The organism is Anaerobiospirillum thomasii (genome assembly GCF_900445255.1).
Classification (GTDB): Bacteria; Pseudomonadota; Gammaproteobacteria; order Enterobacterales; family Succinivibrionaceae; genus Anaerobiospirillum_A; species Anaerobiospirillum_A thomasii.
Window position 1 is genome coordinate 801,972 of the sequence record NZ_UAPU01000007.1, and the last position, 19,239, is coordinate 821,210.

General features: G+C 39.5%; 14 protein-coding genes and 1 tRNA gene. 8 read left to right on the forward strand and 7 right to left on the reverse strand.

Annotated features, from left to right (window positions below; genetic code table 11):
* Window positions 1–7 precede the first annotated feature (7 nt).
* Window positions 8–2,266: a motility associated factor glycosyltransferase family protein gene (locus tag DRZ93_RS10705; protein WP_113743642.1), complete on the reverse strand. Its 2,259-nt coding sequence runs from the start codon at window positions 2,264–2,266 to the stop codon at window positions 8–10.
* 307 nt (window positions 2,267–2,573) lie between these two features.
* Between DRZ93_RS10705 and glgC the strand changes: the two genes are divergently transcribed.
* Both glgC and glgA read left to right on the forward strand, forming a co-directional pair.
* Window positions 2,574–3,821: a glucose-1-phosphate adenylyltransferase gene (glgC, locus tag DRZ93_RS10710; RefSeq protein WP_113743641.1), complete on the forward strand. Its 1,248-nt coding sequence runs from the start codon at window positions 2,574–2,576 to the stop codon at window positions 3,819–3,821.
* A 54-nt stretch (window positions 3,822–3,875) separates the two neighbouring features.
* Window positions 3,876–5,327, forward strand: a complete 1,452-nt coding sequence (glgA, locus tag DRZ93_RS10715) for a glycogen synthase GlgA (RefSeq protein ID WP_113746581.1) — start codon at window positions 3,876–3,878, stop codon at window positions 5,325–5,327.
* A 98-nt stretch (window positions 5,328–5,425) separates the two neighbouring features.
* Here the strand turns inward: glgA and DRZ93_RS10720 are convergent, their stop codons facing one another.
* Window positions 5,426–6,580, reverse strand: coding sequence for an AI-2E family transporter (locus DRZ93_RS10720; RefSeq protein ID WP_113743639.1), 1,155 nt, complete (start codon window positions 6,578–6,580; stop codon window positions 5,426–5,428).
* Between the two features lie 262 nt (window positions 6,581–6,842).
* On the opposite strand from DRZ93_RS10720, the gene DRZ93_RS10725 reads away from it, so the two are divergent.
* The gene (locus DRZ93_RS10725; RefSeq protein WP_113746582.1) at window positions 6,843–8,273 is read left to right on the forward strand and encodes a M48 family metalloprotease; all 1,431 of its coding nucleotides are present in this window, start codon (window positions 6,843–6,845) and stop codon (window positions 8,271–8,273) included.
* 114 nt (window positions 8,274–8,387) lie between these two features.
* On the opposite strand, the gene DRZ93_RS10730 is transcribed toward DRZ93_RS10725, so the two are convergent.
* From DRZ93_RS10730 to rnhA, 4 genes are all read right to left on the reverse strand, one after another.
* Window positions 8,388–9,296, reverse strand: a complete 909-nt coding sequence (locus DRZ93_RS10730) for a flagellin N-terminal helical domain-containing protein (protein ID WP_113746583.1) — start codon at window positions 9,294–9,296, stop codon at window positions 8,388–8,390.
* 378 nt (window positions 9,297–9,674) lie between these two features.
* The gene (locus DRZ93_RS10735) at window positions 9,675–10,574 is read right to left on the reverse strand and encodes a flagellin N-terminal helical domain-containing protein (protein ID WP_113746584.1); all 900 of its coding nucleotides are present in this window, start codon (window positions 10,572–10,574) and stop codon (window positions 9,675–9,677) included.
* A gap of 410 nt (window positions 10,575–10,984) precedes the next feature.
* On the reverse strand, window positions 10,985–11,998 hold the full coding sequence (locus tag DRZ93_RS10745; RefSeq protein WP_113746586.1) for a transglycosylase SLT domain-containing protein: 1,014 nt from the start codon (window positions 11,996–11,998) through the stop codon (window positions 10,985–10,987).
* Window positions 11,999–12,038: 40 nt separating this feature from the next.
* Window positions 12,039–12,503 carry a ribonuclease HI gene (rnhA, locus tag DRZ93_RS10750; RefSeq protein WP_113743635.1) on the reverse strand — a complete coding sequence of 155 codons (465 nt, stop codon included), beginning with the start codon at window positions 12,501–12,503 and terminating at the stop codon, window positions 12,039–12,041.
* Window positions 12,504–12,862: 359 nt separating this feature from the next.
* Between rnhA and DRZ93_RS10755 the strand changes: the two genes are divergently transcribed.
* The 5 genes from DRZ93_RS10755 to DRZ93_RS10775 all read left to right on the forward strand — a co-directional run bounded on the left by DRZ93_RS10755 (window position 12,863) and on the right by DRZ93_RS10775 (window position 18,312).
* On the forward strand, window positions 12,863–14,551 hold the full coding sequence (locus DRZ93_RS10755; RefSeq protein ID WP_113746167.1) for an IS1634 family transposase: 1,689 nt from the start codon (window positions 12,863–12,865) through the stop codon (window positions 14,549–14,551).
* A gap of 470 nt (window positions 14,552–15,021) precedes the next feature.
* Window positions 15,022–15,942: a DNA polymerase III subunit epsilon gene (dnaQ, locus tag DRZ93_RS10760; RefSeq protein ID WP_113746587.1), complete on the forward strand. Its 921-nt coding sequence runs from the start codon at window positions 15,022–15,024 to the stop codon at window positions 15,940–15,942.
* A 16-nt stretch (window positions 15,943–15,958) separates the two neighbouring features.
* Window positions 15,959–16,558, forward strand: a complete 600-nt coding sequence (gmhA, locus tag DRZ93_RS10765) for a D-sedoheptulose 7-phosphate isomerase (RefSeq protein ID WP_113743630.1) — start codon at window positions 15,959–15,961, stop codon at window positions 16,556–16,558.
* Entirely contained in the window at window positions 16,555–18,144 is a 1,590-nt protein-coding gene (locus DRZ93_RS10770) for a GGDEF domain-containing protein (RefSeq protein ID WP_113743629.1), read from the forward strand. Before gmhA ends, DRZ93_RS10770 begins: the two co-directional genes overlap by 4 nt.
* 91 nt (window positions 18,145–18,235) lie before the next feature.
* Window positions 18,236–18,312 (forward strand) — tRNA-Pro (locus tag DRZ93_RS10775).
* A gap of 177 nt (window positions 18,313–18,489) precedes the next feature.
* On the opposite strand, the gene DRZ93_RS10780 is transcribed toward DRZ93_RS10775, so the two are convergent.
* Entirely contained in the window at window positions 18,490–19,236 is a 747-nt protein-coding gene (locus tag DRZ93_RS10780; protein WP_113743628.1) for a phosphatase, read from the reverse strand.
* Between the last annotated feature and the right edge of the window lie 3 nt (window positions 19,237–19,239).

Genomic DNA, 19,239 nt, shown 5'->3' on the forward strand with positions numbered 1-19,239 from the left:
AATACTTTTACTCATAGCGCTTAACAAAAGCATTTTTCTTAAGACCATCTTTTTTAGTATCAAGCACCAAAACCTGATCATCAATAGCAGGAGCCTTTGAGTCTTCATGATCAAGGCCAATGCGTCCATGCATCAAAGATACATGCTCATGCTCTATAAAATCAGGCATGAAATTGACATATATGTATTTAAGATCCAAAAGCAGATAAATATATCTGTTTAAAATTTCCTGAGCAGTCTTGAGTGCTGTCTTTTCATCTTTAATGGTGTAAAGAGCACGGGTTGCAAACATAAAGAAATACTGCGAGCTTGCCAGCATTAATCTTTTTAAAACAAGACCAAAACCAATATCTGACTGCTCAAGAATATTATGAATAACACCCATGAAATACAGACCAGACTTTCTTGAATCAAGAGCCTGATTTACTATGTAGATTAATTTATCAACAAAAGACTCAAAGCTTTTTGCATCAAAAATTCTCTTAATGATAGCCTCATCTACATTAAAATACATAACCTTGTCATTTAATAAAAAGGCCCTTAGCTCCTCTTTACACTTATCATCAAGATCATCAAGAACAATATCCTTGCTCTTTAAAGGTCTGGCATGTTTGAGCAGAGCTCCGTTTGAGCAGTTGATGCAGTTAACCTTGGTGCTGCCAAGCAGAGTATCGAGAAAATCACGTGACACACGATACAGGGCATTAGAGCTTACATAGCCTCCAAAATTAGCCTCAAGCATAAGATCCTGTCCTGCAATATCGCTCTTTTCTCGGGCCTTGTACTTATCACCATAGATATCTGAAAACTTTGAGTGCAGATTGCTGACAGTTGAGGCTCTGCCATTATCAATACCAAAAAGATATATATTTTTAAAACCAAGATGAATGGCCACGCTAAGACCTGCATTACCCACAAGAGGATTCATGCCGGCCAGATCCTGCCACTTCTCAATGCCCTTAAACTCAGGATTGACGCAGAGCATTTTGGCAATACTCTCATCATACTTGTCAAAAATAAGTGCATCCTTAAAGTGTTTTATAGTGTTTTTATGCGTGGTACAGGCGGTGGCTATAATAATGTCATCAAGATAATGACTGCCCTCAAAAATCTCAAGTGTCTGTCCTATATGATAGGTACGCTCTGATGCCACATACAGATCAGCCTTGATGCCTGCATTGTATAAAGAATCAAGAGCTGTGCCGCAGGCAATTATCAAAGCTCTGTCCTGATTTTTGCGCAAAAAAGCAATATCTTCATCAAGAGACGGACCATTGCCTATAACAAACACAGGCATTGATACAAATTTTTCAGGCAGTTTTACATCCGATCTGACCAAAGCCCTTCCATCTTTGATAGAACGCATGGTGTTGCTGATGCCATACAGAGCATCATCACAGTAACCGAGCATGGTGTAATAACGGTAAAAAGACTCAGAGTAGAACTCAAGCAGCTCCTTGATGGATTGATCTACATAATGGGCTATAAGACAGTTGGCCTCTGCAAGAAAAGCTCCTGACCTTTCATAATAGTGCTGCAGATAATTATCTGTATAAGGTATATCTCTGCCTACAATAAAATTAACTGATATTTTCTGATTTACTGCCATCTCAAGAAAATCAGCCCAGCTAAAGGTATATAAGGAGGCATAGAAAAGATCAGCATTAGGCTCAATTAAAATCATGGTCTCTATAGCATATCTTTCAACTAAAGAGCCTACTATATAGCCAAGTCCCACACCCAGAAGTGTCATGTGCGGCATGGCGCCAATCTCTTCTATCTTATCAGTCTGAGCGCCATGTGGGATATTTTCTAAAATGGCACAGGCCTCATTTACATAACGATGATTGATTAAAGAAAATCTGTCTTCCTGATTTTTATAGTTCTGATATCTGTAGGTTAAAGATGAGGAGAGCTCTGCTATCTGTCTGTCACAGTAGGTCAGTGGATCTGCATCTGGATAAAAAGCGTGCTCATAGCCTTCAAAAAGAATATTGGGAATTCCGTTGCCAGATGAGAAAAACTCAAAAGAGCGCTGTGGTTTGAAGTTTGCAAAGGTGGCATAAAGTTCTGTCTGATGTTCTTTAAAATAGGCTATATTCTTATCATAGGTGGCAACAAGATTGTTTATCATACACTGCTCAATATGAAATGCATTTGCCACAGCCTCAGCATCTGTTATATCTAAAGAGGTATTAAATCTTTTTAATCTGAATATTTCCTGAATATCAATGCCAAGCTGATTTGAAACTTCAATAATATCCACGTACAACCTCCACGAGCAGTAAAAAGATGAATTTTAATATACATCTGCAAGATTAAATTTATGTAAACTATCATTTTACAGATATTTTTATGACCTTGCTGTACAAATAAAGTCTGTAGTGCAGGTTTATACACACTGTATATTAGGAACATCTTGATAAAACAGCATATGTCAAAAAAACGCTCTATACCAAATATTTTAAAATTATGGCTTTTGAGCATTAAAAACTATGCTCTATATCTAAACTTTTTTTAAACATAAATCATATGATTTAAAACATATGGTTTGAAGAATAGAGAGGTGCAGTATGTCAGGTGTTTTGGCCATGATTTTAGCAGGCGGTGAGGGTACCCGTCTGATGCCACTTACCAAATCAAGAAGTAAACCTTCAGTTCCTTTTGGTGGCAGCTACCGTCTTATTGATTTTGTTTTAAACAACTTTGTAAACTCCGGCATCATCAGAATTTATGTTATAACGCAGTATAAGTCACAGTCACTTTACATGCACCTGAAAAACGGCTGGACCGTAAGCGGTATTCCAAACTGCTTTATCGATACCATTCCTGCACAGATGCGTACCGGCAAGGACTGGTATAAAGGCACAGCTGATGCCATCTATCAGAACCTGACCTTTATTGAAGATCAGTATGCAGATGACGTCTGTATCTTTGGATCTGATCATATATACAAGATGAATATACGTCAGATGCTGCAGTACCATCAGAACAACAAGGCCTCATTGACAGTGGCTGCCATGCGTATGCCATCTAGTGAGGTTGCCGGCCGCTTCGGCGTCATCGAGGTTGATGCCATGGGTCGTATGATAGGCTTTGCTGAAAAGCCTAAGGTTCCAAAAGAAATACCTGGAGATCCAGGCTACAGCCTTGTGTCTATGGGTAACTACATATTTAAATCAGAAGTACTGAGCAAGGAATTGCGCGAGGATGCCGATGATGTAAATTCAAGCCATGACTTTGGCAATGACATCATTCCAAAACTCTTCCCACGCGGCAATGTATATGTCTATGATCTGTCAAACAATGTCATTGAAGGTGAGCCTCGTGAAGTATACTGGAGAGATGTTGGATCTATTGATGCATACTGGGATGCTCACATGGATTTATTAAAGGAAAAACCAGATTTTTCACTATTTAATCTGCAGTGGCCGCTGCATACCTTCTATCCGCCTCTACCACCTGCCTATTTCTCAGATACAAGAAACAATCACTCTCTTGTCTCGCACTCTATGATCTCAGCTGGCTGCAAGATTGTAGGAGCCACCATCAAAAAATCAGTGCTGGGCTTTAGATGCTCTGCCGATGATGGTGCTACAGTAGAGGACAGCGTGCTTATCGGTGATATAAAAATAGGAAAGGGCTGCAAGATACGCAGAGCCATTATTGACCGCCACGTGGAAATTGCTCCAGGCTTTACCTTGGGCTATGACACAGAGGCTGACATGAAACTTGTTGACAACAATGATAAAACATGTCCACAGATGTCAAAGAATGGTATTATTGTAATACCTAAGGGAATGCGTCTTGGCTTTGACTGATTAAGATGTTGAAATAGAAAGTTTAGTAATAATTGCTTATAGGATAGTGTATTTATGCGCGTGTTATTTATATCATCAGAAGTTGCAGATATTATAAAAACCGGGGGCCTTGCCGACGTGGCAAAAGCTTTACCTGCAGCCCTTATCAAAAAGGGTCATGAGGTTAAAGTTGTCATGCCTTGCTACAGCGTAATCAAAGACTATAAGGAACTTCCCGTTATAGGCACTGCAGCTATCAATAAAGATACACCGCTTGAAAAACGCTTTGCTATAAGACAGAAAATACTAAACGGCAATGTAGAGGTCTGGCTGATTGAATACGATCAGTACTTTGACAGAACCTCACTTTATGGTGACAACAATCAGGCTTATTTTGACAATGGCGAGCGCTATGCCTTTTTATCGGCAGCTGCCCTTGAAGCTACCAAGGCCATGGATTTTAAGCCTGATATTGTACACTGCAACGACTGGCATGCAGGCCTAGTGCCTATGATACTGCGCATCAAGTATGCCAAAGATGAGTTTTTTGAAAAGACACGCTCTGTTATAACCATTCACAACGGTGCCTTCCAGGGTGTTTTTGACCGTTCACAGATTAACTTTATTCCTGAGATTATGTACGTCTACAACGATATGATCTCTCAGGGTCAGTATATTAACTTTTTAAAATGCGGCGTATTCTACGCCGATAAGATAAATACAGTAAGTCCGGGCTATGCCAAGGAGCTTACCACCTATCTTGGCGGTCATGGCATGACCAAAAACTTCCAGGACAGATATGCCGATCTGTGCGGTATAGTCAACGGCTGTGACTACAGCGACTGGGATCCTGAAACAGATAAACACCTTCTTATCCGCTATAACATAACCACAATGGAAGAGAAGATTTTAGGCAAATACTTTTTACAAAAACGTTTAGGACTTGCCATGGGAGATATGCCTTTGTACGGCATGGTGGCCCGTCTTACCGATCAGAAGGGTATAGGCATACTTATACCTATTCTTGATAACTTCTTAAAACATAAGGTACAGGTAGTTATTCAGGGTACAGGCGATCCTAAATTTGCCCATGAGCTTGAGGAGCTGCAAAAGAGACATAAAGATAAATTTGTCTTTATCTCAGCCTATGATGAGAGCATAGCCCATCAGATTGAGGCAGGCTCAGACTTCTTCTTGATGCCTTCAATCTTTGAGCCTTGCGGATTAAATCAGATTTACTCTCTTGCCTATGGTACACTGCCTATTGTAAGAGCTGTAGGTGGACTTAAAGATACAGTTATAGACTATGATCAGCACAAAGATATAGGCAATGGCTTTGTCTTTGAAGAGCCAAGCTCAGAGGATCTGCTCTCATGTATGCGCCGTACTTTAATTTTCTATCTTGAGGATCAGGAGGAAATGCAGCGTATCAAGAGAAATGCTATGCGCGTAAGATTTGAGTGGGAGGACTCCTCTACCCACTATGAAGAACTCTATAAGCAGGCCCTGCAAAAACCAAAGTGGTAAGGTTTTAAATAAAATGCTGCAATGCTGACTGCAGCTATAATAAAATGTGTTTATACAGATCTTTTCAGGAGCTATTTTACTAGCTCCTTTTTTATCTGTTATGAGCTCTGAGAGCTTTTATCCAGAGACGGCCAGTTAACAATAAGGGTTTTAACCAGGGTAGCCAGAGGTATGGCTAAAAATACACCCCAGAAGCCCCAGAGTTGACCGAAGATTAAAATGGCAGCAAGAATAGAAAAGGCATCAAGATTAAGTGCCTTGGAAAAGAGCATTGGTGTTAACACATTACTGTCTAAAAGCTGAATTATGGTATAGACCAGAAGCAGATAAAGCAGTGTTGAGCTAAATCCAAACTGAAAAATAGCCACAAACAGAACAGGTACAGCAATAAGCACTGCTCCTACATATGGAATAACTACAGACAGACCGACACCAATACCTAAGAATATGGCATAGTTGAGATTAAAGCACATAAGGGCTATGGTATTGACAATACTTATAACCACAATGTGCAGTACCTTGCCTCTTATATAGCCTGAAATCTGCTCATTGATGCTAGGCCATAGTCTTTTCATCAATACCTGATTGTTTGGCAGCACATAGGTTGCCATTCTTGTCTGTAAATCCTTTTTATTTAAAAGCATTAAAAAGGAAAATATAGGTACGATAATAAGATACACAATCCAAGTAAAGGCATTGACCACTGAAGGTACAAGCTGTGTACGCATGATACCAGCCCAGATCTCAAGCAGCTGTACTCTTATCTTTTTAACTGTATTGAGCAGAGTCTGCTCATTTAACATGGCCGTGACAGAGTCTGGCATCTTGTCAAAAATGTCATAAAGATTGGCCACAATAAGCATATCTATATCATTTACCGTTATTGTCTCAACATCATCCATTTGATGCATGGTCGATACGGCATCCTGACTCATGGCCACAATAGTGGTATAAAACTGTACGCCCTGATCTATGATTAAAGGTACGACAAGCAGTGCAAAGAGCACGCACACAGAAATAAAGGCCGTCATGACAAGGGAGGTGGCCAGAGTACGTCCCATGTGCATTTTATGCTGTATCTTCTCCACCGCTCCATCAAGGCAGTAGGCAATGCACAAAGCTATTACTATAGGACCTACAAGCCACATAAAGTAATAGACCATTATAAAAACTACAAAAAGTACCAGACCAAATTCAACCGTTCCTGGCTCTGAAAAATGACGTCTGTACCAGTTTTGAAATAATTTATACATTTTAGCTTCCTTCTATATGATTATATTTTATCAAATTAAGAAGGTCCTACCCTCTATTTATTTTGATATTGCAAGAACCCTCCCCCTATTAAGGCAAACGTTGCAGAGTCTTACACTTAAAGTCAATAATTTCTTTTATAAAGCCTACATTGCTACAACATGTATCAATGTGCCATGCTATGTGGACAATAAATTATTATTGCTATAATCTATTTTTAAATGGCATCTTTTAAGATCTTGGATACAGATAATAAGGATAAATATGCGTATCAGTAAACTTGCATGTACCTTAGCCATAATCATGGCACCGTTTGCAAGCTCTGGCAGTGAAATTAATATTCCAGATATTGGCACTGCTGGAGTTATGGGGCTTAGCGTGCAAAAAGAGCAGCAGATTGGTGAGTATTTTATACGTACTGCAAGAAGCTTTATGCCTGTTATTGACGATCCTGCTCTTGATGAGTATGTTGCATCTCTTGGCAACAAGCTTTTAATTAATGCCAATCATGTCAAATTCCCCTTTGACTTTTTTGTAGTCAAGGATACAACATTAAATGCCTCTGCCTTTCTTGGCGGCAAGGTCAGAATCAATTCAGGTCTTTTTTACTACTGTGACACTGAAGATGAATTTGCCTCGGTTATTGCCCATGAAATAACCCATGTTACACAAAGACATATTGCCCGTTTTATTGAACAGCAGAGTGCACAGAGCCATCTGACAACAGGTGCCTTAGTAGGTGCCATTGTCATGTCTCTTTTAAATCCGGCTGTTGGTATGGCAGCACTGACCTCAACCATGGGTGCTACCATGCAAAGCTCTATTAACTTTACACGCGACAATGAATATGAAGCTGACAGAATTGGCATTGAGCTTTTGTATAAAAGCGGTTTTAATCCCCGCGGCTCTACCGATCTGTTTAAAAAGCTTCAGGAGCAGCAGGGCAATATCAATCCTGCCTTTACTATGCTTATAGATCACCCTTTATCACAGATACGCGTCAGTGAAGCCAGTGCCAGAATTGCAACACTGCCAGCAAGAAAAGATTCAGACAATCCAGATTTTTTCCTGGCCAAGGCCAGATCTGATGTTCGCTATATGAATCTGCAGCCAGATGCAATACTACAGGGGCTTGAGCATTCCAAGATGAATGGAATTTATAAAAGCTATGTAAAAGCACTGTGTTATTTTGAGCTCAATGAACTTGATAAAGCTCAAAGTGCTCTGTCTGAATTGTCTGCACTTAAGAGCAATATCTTTGTTTTAGATCTGCAGACCGATATTGATTTAAAGCGTGGCAATATAAATCAGGCTATATCAAGACTGCAGCAGGCACGATCACGTCTTGGCGATAACAAGACTGTGGTGTTGAACCTTGCCAATATCTATTATCAAAACGGCAGTTATGACAAGGCCAATACCTTGCTTGAGCGTTTTATCAAAAAACATCCTAATGATTTTACAGCCCTGTCTTTACTCTCAGAGTCCTACTTTAAATCTGGCAAGCGCTGTGAAGGTCTGCGCACCAGAGGCACATTTTTATCAAATATAGGCAATTACAATCTGTCCATAGCTCAGTTTAATGAAGCTTTGAATGTATGCAGCGATTCTATGACCAAGGAGAAAATAAAGGCTCAGGTTGTAGATCTAGTAAATCAGAGATCTTTTGATGAAGAGCTGAACAAAGGCATGTAGCTTTTTAAAATAGATAAGGCAAAGCTTGACTTATCTTAAAGACACATCTTAGAAAAAACAGGCAGGCCACTTAGAGCCTGCCCTTAAAAAAACAGAATTCAAATTTAGAAAGTATTAGCCAAGCAGTGACAGGGCCAGCTGTGGTCTTGAGTTGGCCTGTGTCAGCATGGATGATGCTGCCTGCTGAATGATGGTCTGCTGTGACAGTTTAGCTGACTCTTCGGCAAAGTCTGTATCACGGATACGGGCACGGGCATCAGATACGTTCATGGAGACATTTGACTGATTGCGGATTGATGATTCCATACGGTTCTGCATAGCACCTAGGTGTGAGCGCTGCTTATCAATAGCGGCAATCAGACTGTCGGCTGCAGTAATGGCTAAAGTAGCCAGTGACTGCATACTTACAGTAAATGAGCCGGTAGCGCTGATACCTGCACTGCTGTCCATTGTGATATTTGCAGCTGATGCCAGACCATTCATAGTAAAGCCACCACTGTTGAATTTCATGGTCAGCTTGTCACCATTGTAGGCACCAACCTGTACAGTAAGCTCACCTACAGAGTTCATAAGACCCTTCATGGTATTGGCTGCACCTGAGCCACCTGCGAGGATCTGATCGCCACCGAATTTGGTGTGACAGGCAATACGGGTGATCTCTGATGAGAGCTGATCTACTTCCTGCTGAATGGCTTCACGATCCTTGGTATTATTGGTACCGTTAGCTGACTGAACAGCTAAGGTACGGATACGCTGCAGCATATTGCCCATTTCATCTAAGGCGCCCTCGGCAGTCTGAGCCAAAGCAATGCCATCATTGGTATTGCGGTTGCCCTGGTTTAAACCATTAATCTGTGAGGTTAAACGATCAGAAATCTGCAGACCGGCAGCGTCATCTTTAGCTGAGTTAATACGCATACCAGATGATAGTCTCTGATAGGTGGTATTTAAATTGTTGGTAGCATTGGTAAGATTGCGCTGACCATTAATTGAAGAAACATTGGTATTTACAAACAAGGCCATAAGAAAACTCCTGCTTTATTTTTATTAAAATTTGTATAAATTTATTAACGTCGGGTCAAAAGTTTTCTTTAGTAGAATTTTTTAAAATTTTACAAAAAATTAACATTAACTTAAAAATAAGCACATAAAAATCAACCTTTTGCGAGCCTAAATATTTCCCGCAGATGATTTATTTAAAGCAACTTTTATATTATGTGGTCTTTATATTTAATAAACACAAAAATCAAAGCGATAAACTGAACAATAATTATTGAATCATCATACTTTTACAGAAAATAAGCCAAGTATTGAGTTATCTTTAATACGGTTATGACAAATAAACAGGCAGGCTGTTTAGAGCCTGCCCTTTAAAAAAACAGAATTCAAATTTAGAAAGTATTAGCCAAGCAGTGATAAAGCCAGCTGTGGTCTTGAGTTGGCCTGTGTCAGCATGGATGATGCTGCCTGCTGAATGATGGTCTGCTGTGACAGTTTAGCTGACTCTTCGGCAAAGTCTGTATCACGGATACGTGCACGTGCATCAGATACGTTCATGGAGACATTTGACTGATTGCGAATTGATGATTCCATACGGTTCTGCATAGCACCTAAGTGAGCGCGCTGCTTGTCAATCTCGGCAATTACCTTATCTACTGAATCAATAGCAAGGGCAGCTTCTGACTGAGCTGTAACCACAAATTTCGCTCCAGCAAAACCATGGTCGGCTGCAGTAGCACCTGCATTAATAGCTCTTGAGCCTAATACACTTAAGGTAAAGCCAGTGCTAAAACCAGTCATTTCAAGTGTGTCACCGTTATAGGCGCCAACCTGTAATTTGATTTTACCGCCATCTGTAACCAATGTACCGGTCGCAGCACTGCCGTTTAAAATTGAATTACCACCAAACTTGGTCTGACAGGCAATACGGGTAATTTCTGATGAGAGCTGATCTACTTCCTGCTGAATTGCCTGACGATCCTTAGTGTTATTAGTACCGTTTGAGGCCTGCACAGCTAAGGTACGGATACGTTGTAACATGGAGGTCATTTCATCCATGGCGCCTTCGGCAGTCTGAGCTAAAGCAATGCCATCATTGGTATTGCGATTGCCCTGGTTTAAACCATTAATCTGTGAGGTTAAACGATCAGAGATCTGCAAACCGGCAGCGTCATCTTTTGCTGAGTTAATACGCATACCAGATGATAGTCTCTGATAGGTGGTATTTAAATTGTTGGTAGCATTGGTAAGATTGCGCTGACCATTAATTGATGAAACATTGGTATTTACAAATAAGGCCATGTGAAAAGCTCCTATTTTATTTTTCTTTAAATTTGTTTATTTTTATTAACGTCAGGTAAAACGTTTTCTTTAACTTTGCTTTAAACAATTTTACAAAAATTTCATATTTACTTTTAAAGAAGATGATAAATATCAGTCTCTTAGATGCAATTTTTTTTATAACAAGTACTCTAGATCGCATGTCAACAGCATCTGTCTTCGTTTTTTTAAAGTGCATGTTTTACTGCCTAAGAAAGATAAGTTAAAAGATCAAACTCCTCAACTCTTGTTACCAAAGGCTTAAGTTATGCAAATGATTGAGTAAATATTTTGTCAAAATTAAGGTGGGACTTTTGCCATTGAAAAAGGCAGGATATTTACTAACCTGCCTTGAGAGGATCACTGCCCTTATAGGGCAATACATGGAAATTTTAGCGGTTAAAGCTTAGATTCTGAGCATCTAATGTAGTGTTATCTTGTACACCAAGAGCATCCTCAAGCTTTGAGGCATGATCAATTGGAACTAAAAGACCACGTTGCTTATTACTCTTTAACGAGTCACTTAAGTATCCGGCATTTAAGTGCTGCAGAGTTTTAATACCCACACCTGAGAGCTCTGCTGCCTTTTTCATTGAATTGATACGGCCGGCAATCGCTACACGTCGAAAGGCCGGACGATTTTCAATTTCTGGTCTCTTGACGCCATAGGTCTCAGGATTTCTTAAGATATCTGCATAAGCCTTAAAGCGTTTTACATAGACATAGGCATATCTTGAGAGCTTGACATTGTTGATGCTGATCTTTTCAGCAGGTACTCCGCTCTTCTTGGCTCTTGAAATAGCCTTCTTTACTGCAAATTCACCCTGATTGTAGGCTGCAATTGCAAGATACCAGTTCTTGCTGCAGGCATTATATAGATGTTGCAGAAACTTTAATGAAGCATCTGTTGATTCTATAAAATCATAAAACTCATCGTAGTTGGAGCTTCGCTCTAAACCATAAGTTTTACCTGTTGATCTTATAAACTGCCATGGACCATGGGCACCTGCATGAGACTTGGCACGTGGATTAAAACCACTCTCAAGCAGTGGCAGTGCGGCAAGCTCTAATGGCAGATTACGCTTTTTGAGCTCCGATAACAGATAATGCATAAACAGAGTTGAGGACTTCATGTGCGGCTCAAAAGAGCGGGCAAGTTTTTTAGCCTCCTTCTTCTCTGCCTTTGACAGTTTAATGTCAAGCATAAAGCGTGAGTCATTAAACAGTTCACTGTTCCATAAAGAGCCATGCTTTACATTTGAACTTATTGAACTTTGTAGCTGATTCTTAAGTGCGCTCTGATTTGAATTGGAAAATACGGCGGCATTGTTGCTCTTACATGCACTAAGTGCAATCAGGCCACTTACAGCCAGACTTCCAATAATCAGTAGTGTTTTCTTTATCATTCACCCTACTTGGCATTAATTGCCAGTTGTTAAACACAAGTTATGAGATAAAACCAGAATCTTGGATCTTATCGTCACTATTTGCAGCAGTATTGGCCAGTCTGTCGCAGCGTTCATTTTCTGCATGACCGTTATGACCTTTAACCCAGCACCATGACAACTCGTGCTTTTGCACAAGCTCATCTAGCTGCTGCCACAAATCCTTATTTTTAACAGGAGTCTTTGAAGATGTTTTCCAGTTATTTTTCTTCCATCCTGCAATCCATGTGGTAATACCCTGCTTTACATACTGACTGTCAGTTGTAACTATTACCCTGCAAGACTCCCTCAATGCAGACAGGCCTGCTATCACTGCCATGAGCTCCATACGATTGTTGGTCGTAAGTTCATAGCCCTGTGACAGTTCTTTTTCATGCCCCTTATATCTTAATATGGCTCCATATCCGCCAGGACCTGGATTGTTAAGGCATGAGCCGTCTGTAAATAAATAAACCTCTTTCATAATGAAATATTTTCTACCAGATTTAAAAACTCTTTAATAATTTACCAGATACCTAATCTTAGACAGCCTTTAGGGCTTTTAAGAATATGTGACAGCAAAATAAACAGTTTTGATATTTGCCGGTAAAAAATATGGATAACCACCCCGTATCCTGGTGCCTATTATAGCAAAAAATCAAAAAAAACATAAACGATATTAAATATCTGATATATCCTAAATCCCCAAATTAATTATAGGGTAACATAATGGGGTAGCGTTATAATACCATAAAACTAGCATAAACAAGCGATTTTGAGACTTATATGCTAGTTTTTTTATGCACTTTATGATACCCTATAAATATATTTAATGGAGTATCATATATGCTGTACACTGATGTTTCTATATCTTTACCTAATGACTCTAGATATGAGCTTCATAGGCAAAAAAAAGGCCAGACCTATGTAAAGTATCGCATTAAGAGCTATCGCGTTGATGGTAAGCTTAAGCATGATAGACTTTTAATTGGCAAGATAAGCAATGAAGATATTGAGGGAATTAAAACTTTTCATCCAAATGAGAACTACTACTCTTTTTTTAAAATCCCACTTCCTAAAGTCTCAACTGTAAAAGGTCCTGGACGGCCTTGTAAAGATATATCTACAGCGCCGGCACGTAAAGCAAACATTACGTCTTTTGGATATACCTTGGCCTGCCATTCTATTGCAAAAGAGTATTCTCTTGATGTGATGCTTAGGAACGCATTTGGAGAGTCCATGGCTAACAAGATCCTTGCTGTAGCATCCTTCTTTGCAGCTAGTGCTCCTGGTGGGCTTTCAAACATTGATCACTTTACAGATAAACACATGTGCTTTACTGACAGCGTGATATCCTCTCAGGCTTTAAGTCAGCTTTATCGTAGTATTAGCCTTGTTGAGTGCAATGATTTCTTTCAAGACTGGATCAAGTACTGTTGTGCCGATGACTGCATTTGCTATGACGTCACATCGATATCAAACTACTCCACTTCATTACCTATGGTTGCATGGGGATATAATCGCGATAAAGAAAGACTTCCTCAAGTAAATGTAGGTATGTTTTGCACCATTCAACGCAAGTTGCCTGTTTATTTCAGTTGTTACAATGGCTCAATTAATGATTTTACAAATCTGCCATATGTTTTAGAGCAGGCCAAAGCTAATGGTCTTAAGTTAGATGTACCTATAACATTGGTAATTGATGGAGGTTTTGCTGTTGGGGACGCTCTTGATAATGCAAGAGCTCATGGCTGTGACTTTATTGTTGGTGCTCCTCTTGACTTCTGCAAGGACATTAGAGAACAGGTTTTGAACTGGAGACGAAATCCATTATCAGAAAATACAATCCTTATTCAGCGCAGTGATGAGACTATACGCTGCTCTGTTAAGGACTACAATATTGGCCGCATAAATACAAGACTTATGATGTATAAGTCTCCACTTTCAACCTCAAGAGATGAAGCATCTTTGAGCTCGTATGTATCTAAAATTAGTGAAGAGTTAAGATCTGCAACTCGCCTTGGTCCAAATAGGTACAAGCAATACTCTCAGCTCTTTCATATTAATGTAAATGAAAAGAACGAGATTTTAAGTTTTGAGATCAAGGAAAAGCACTACTCTGAGATCCTGGAACTTTGTGGATGTTTTGCTTTGTTCTGTACACGCAATGATTTATCGCCACAAGAGGTGCTTGATATCTATAGAGCTAAAGATTGCGTTGAGAAAGCTTTCAGTGTCTTCAAGAACGATATTCTCTATGAAAGACTCGAGGTTAAGAGTCAAGAAAGCATATACGGCAAGTTGTTTATAGCCTTCATTGCGCTTATTATTCGACGCATGCTTGATAACAAGCTAAGACCTTATCTAAAGATCTCTCGTATTGGTTTAGATAGTGCTATTGCTCGGTTATCTGACATTACCTGTAGAAAATATGGGGAAAGCTGGGTTCTAACAAGCTCCCTTTCAAAGCAACAGAAAGAGCTAGTAGAGACTCTTAACATCCCTATAAGTTTCTTAGATATAAAGAAGGGGTAGTGCCGACCCTCAGTTTTTGGCTTGACACTACTTTAAGTGATACCCTATATTAAATTACGGGATCTAGGATATATAAAATTAATATCTTTTTTAAGTATAAATAATATACTTAAAATTGTGAGTTAAAACAACATTTTGCTTAAATTGTGATTTGTTATTAATTTTCTACATTTGATAAATTTTTATAAAAAAAGAGTGGAAAACAGACATCATGAACAGGGGCATACTGTCAATGTAATGATTTTATGTATAATTTTGTTAATCAACAGTAGGTGCGCGTGACGGAATCTTTATCTTTAAACGCATTTATAAACATTATGTATAGAAATCTTTTGAAAAATTTTATCATTAATTACTGATCCTGGGCATAACTGCTCCTTAAATTTTAGACATTGACAGCAAATTAAAGGGTGCATACAATTTCTTTACTGCTTTAAAGGCGCCCTCATGTTTAAATAAAAGGTCAAAGCATGCAAAGACAGATAGCTCTTGATACTGAAACCACAGGCAAAGATGAAGAAACCATAACCGGCGAGCATCGTATCATTGAAATAGGCTGTGTTGAGATTTTAAACCGCAAACTTACAGGGCGTGATTTCCGTGTACTTTTAAATCCAATGCGTCCTATTGACGAGGAGGCAAGTCAGGTGCACGGCATTACTGATGATATGCTCACAGACAAGCCGCAGTTTAAAGATATAGCCTCAGAATTTCTTGATTTTATTACAGGGGCCGAGCTTTTAATTCACAATGCCAAATTCGACTGCGCCTTTTTAAACCGAGAGCTTATGCTCATGGGTATGAGCAAACCTATAAATTCCTTTTGCACAGTTACAGATACACTGTCTTTAGCTCGCAGCATCAACCCAAACCATCAGGCCAATCTTGATAATCTGTGCCGAATCTATGATGTTGACCGCTCGGCCCGTACCAAGCACGGAGCTCTTTTAGACGCCCAGCTTCTTGCAGAGGTCTATCTTGCCATGACAGGAGGTCAGGCTTCACTTGAATTTGGAGATCTGTCCAAAAAAGCCTCATTACGCCGCTGGAGCCGCCCAGAAGGGGCCGTATTGCCGCGCATGCAGGTTGATGCAACTGCAAAAGCTGTACATATAGATACTATGATCACTCTCTCTCAGGGTAAAAAATTTTCACAGCTTGAAGATGGCACCTATCTTTCAGGATCTTTATGGTCTGATGATTTTGCCATGGACTGTCTTGAAAAAGGCAAGGAAGAGAGCAAAAAGGATTATGCCAAACGCCTAGGCGAGCAAAAGCAGATGATGCTTGATAAGCTTTTGAGCAGGGAAGAACAGGAACTTCTGCTAGAATATATTGAAAACGATAAAAAAGCACACGCCCTGTGGGAAAGTCGTGTTAAGGCCCATTAACATATAAGGAAGATTTATGCTGACATTTAATGTATTAGATGATCTTAAAGAGTCATTGCTGGTTCTTGAAAACTTCATCAACAAAGCTGATACCAGGGACAAAATTGAACAGGCTATTGAAATGATGTCCTCAAGCATAAAAAATGGCGGCAAGGTCATAAGCGCCGGTAACGGCGGCAGTATGTGTGATGCCCAGCATTTTGCAGAAGAGCTGACAGGTCGCTACAGAGATGACAGACCATCATATGCAGCCATTGCCATCTGCGATCCGTCACATATTACCTGTGTCGGCAATGACTACGGCTTTGACTATATATTCTCACGCTTTATTGAAGGCATGGGCTCTGCCGGTGATATCTTCCTTGGCATTTCAACATCTGGCAATTCTAAAAATATTATTGAAGGCTGCAGAGCCGCCAAAGAAAAAGGTATGAAAAGCATTGTACTTCTTGGCAAGAGCGGCGGGGCTCTTAAAGATATGTGTGATCTTCCTATCATAGTTGAGCATAATGGCTATGCCGACAGAATTCAGGAGGTGCATACAATGATTATACATATTATGATAAGAGGCATAGAACAGTATCTTTCACCAGCGTGCAGGAACAATAAATCTTGAAAAAAAGAAAATGGCGCATTAGCTCACTGTTATCGCTAATTTTCAGCCCCTTTATTGTTGCATTTTCTATCATATCTGCAGTTATGATCTATGATTTCAACCGCGTTGAGGTCAAACTGCAGAATCTAATTCAAGATACAGTACCACGCATTTATTTTGCCAATAATTTTTCAATTAACCTCGAGCGTCTGCGTGGCTGCATTGAATCTATACATTTTTCTCATGACATTGATTATGCAAGACAGTCATTTGAACTTGCAACAAGCATTCTTGACAGATACTCATTTCATGACGAGCCAGATTATGCCAAAGATAAAAGACGACTGCAGCATGATCTTGAGATATTTTTAGGTCTTAGAAAACAGACTGACAGCATACGTTATGACACCATGCTGCTTCTGCATCGCTTTTTACACAACTCCTATATGATAGGTCATGAATTTAATCAGACAGATCATAAAATAGTGTCCCATTTTGAAAGTGACAACTATCTTAGCTCAATTTCCATGCAGATGCAGCCTGACATACAAATAGTGACAGATGCTGTAGAAAAGCAGAATCTTGTCAATATCAAGCTGTGTAAGAACAATGAGAGCAATCCCTACTGTACTCAAAATGCCTCACTTTTTGAGGAGTTTTTACTGCACACTGCTGCGTTGCGCAAAGATATTCAGGGACTGTCAGACTTCAGAGCAGTCGTTGATAAATCTTATACACGTGTTACACGATCACTTATCAACGGCGAACTTAGCTCCATTGAAACAGCGCTTGATGAGTCGTATGTAACGCTTGAGAGCTCTGAGCCTTATATCTATATCTTTGTAATACTTACACTCTCAGGTCTGCTTGCCCTAATCTACGTGCTGCATCATTTTATAGTGCAACCTATTGCCACTATATCTGATGTTATCAGTTCCTATATTGACAGGAATCAGATAAAACAGCTGCCATACACACGTGTCAAGGAAATCAGCATTATTAAAAATCAGATTCAGGATCTCTTTACCAATATTGCCGCACACAAAGAAGGTGAGGAACAGATACGTGGTAAATATGATGCGCTAAGAACAGAGTCCAAACTTGATTCTTTAACACAGGTCTACAACAGACACTACCTTAATAAATATATAAATGAAAATCAGAATCCTGCTGATGATATTGCTGTTTTAATGTGTGATATAGACAAGTTTAAAAAATTCAATGACACCCATGGCCATCTGGCTGGCGATGAGACTTTAAAGAGCGTTGCCGCGGCCTTAAAGAAAGTGCTGCGCAGTGAGGATACCATCATTCGCTATGGAGGTGAGGAGTTCTGTATTATCCTAAAGGATATAGATCTGCAGTCTCTGCGATCAAGCTGTATACGTCTTGTAAAGGCAGTAGAACAGCTTAATATCATCAATAACGGCAATGGAAACAAACCTATTACCATAAGTATTGGTGCCGTACACTACAGCGTCAACCGCTTTAGTGATTTTAATCTGACCTGGATGATTGATATTGCAGATAATGCTTTATATAAGGTTAAAGATGCAGGAGGCAATGCCTTTTATATAGATAACTATTATGAAAAACACGATATTTAAGCCATTTATAATGTTATCTTAATGCAAAACCAATAAAAATTTAAAAAAATTGTTGACATAACATTCTCTTATAACTAAAATAGCATGCGTTCGGTGATTAGCGCAGTCTGGTAGCGCAACTGGTTTGGGACCAGTGGGTCGTGGGTTCAAATCCTACATCACCGACCATCTAAGGTCTCGCAAGAGACTTTTTTTATTTCTGCACCAATAAAAACTCCCCATTGAAAGCCACGGTCACAGCGCAAGTTATTGCTGTAAAGACATGTGCTCCTTATCTATATGCAAAAAAGGGAGATTGTATACAACCTCCCAGCCTTATTCCTGTTTAAAAATACAAAGTCTATTTTAGAATTTTATAAAGAATTCCTTTAACTCCTCAATTGGCTTGTGACCTCTTGATTCTAAAAATTCAAGCACCTTGATAGGTGAAGTATTGATAATTTTGTCATAGCCCATCTCAGCCTCTTCAATAACCTTTTCTGACTCTTCAAAGTTTCCAAGAAAATAGGCAATATGAGCATCAGAGCCCAGAGATATGGTATTGCCAATCTCTTTGGCAAGTCTGGCTATGGCCACACAGTTATCATGAGAGCCTGCTCTGGTGTTTACTGACGAAGATGAATTAATTTCAATGGCCACATTGTGTTTAAGAGCTGCATTGAGTACAGCCTCATAATCTATTGGATAATTTACAGATCCAGGATGGGTAATAATATCAACCTTGCCTGATTCTATAACCTTAATCATAAGGCGGGTATGCTCTTCTTTTGTTGTAGGAGTCAGATTAGGATGAAAACCTGCAAGCACAATATCAAGGCGCTCTCTTATAAAATCTTCAATATCAATATCGCCAGATGCTGTAATATTGGCCTCAATACCTCTTAAAATAGCCACATCGTTAACCACTCTTGGTACCACGCGCAGATTGCCAAAATGCCAGTAATATGGGGCATCTTCAAGATCAGGCCCATGATCTGTAGTGGCAAACATCTGTATGCCTGTATCATGAGCATAGTTTATATATTCCCCTAAAGTGCTGTAGGCATGATCAGAGGCAAGGGTATGTGTATGCAAATCTACTAAAAATCTCATCTT

Bases quoted from the DNA above. Each gene is read 5' to 3' on its own strand.
- glgC (WP_113743641.1), top strand. From the start codon at position 2,574: ATGTCAGGTGTTTTGGCCATGATTTTAGCAGGCGGTGAGGGTACCCGT.
- glgA (WP_113746581.1), top strand. From the start codon at position 3,876: ATGCGCGTGTTATTTATATCATCAGAAGTTGCAGATATTATAAAAACC.
- DRZ93_RS10720 (WP_113743639.1), bottom strand. From the start codon at position 6,580: ATGTATAAATTATTTCAAAACTGGTACAGACGTCATTTTTCAGAGCCA.
- DRZ93_RS10725 (WP_113746582.1), top strand. From the start codon at position 6,843: ATGCGTATCAGTAAACTTGCATGTACCTTAGCCATAATCATGGCACCG.
- DRZ93_RS10730 (WP_113746583.1), bottom strand. From the start codon at position 9,296: ATGGCCTTGTTTGTAAATACCAATGTTTCTTCAATTAATGGTCAGCGC.
- DRZ93_RS10735 (WP_113746584.1), bottom strand. From the start codon at position 10,574: ATGGCCTTATTTGTAAATACCAATGTTTCATCAATTAATGGTCAGCGC.
- DRZ93_RS10745 (WP_113746586.1), bottom strand. From the start codon at position 11,998: ATGATAAAGAAAACACTACTGATTATTGGAAGTCTGGCTGTAAGTGGC.
- DRZ93_RS10755 (WP_113746167.1), top strand. From the start codon at position 12,863: ATGCTGTACACTGATGTTTCTATATCTTTACCTAATGACTCTAGATAT.
- dnaQ (WP_113746587.1), top strand. From the start codon at position 15,022: ATGCAAAGACAGATAGCTCTTGATACTGAAACCACAGGCAAAGATGAA.
- gmhA (WP_113743630.1), top strand. From the start codon at position 15,959: ATGCTGACATTTAATGTATTAGATGATCTTAAAGAGTCATTGCTGGTT.
- DRZ93_RS10780 (WP_113743628.1), bottom strand. From the start codon at position 19,236: ATGAGATTTTTAGTAGATTTGCATACACATACCCTTGCCTCTGATCAT.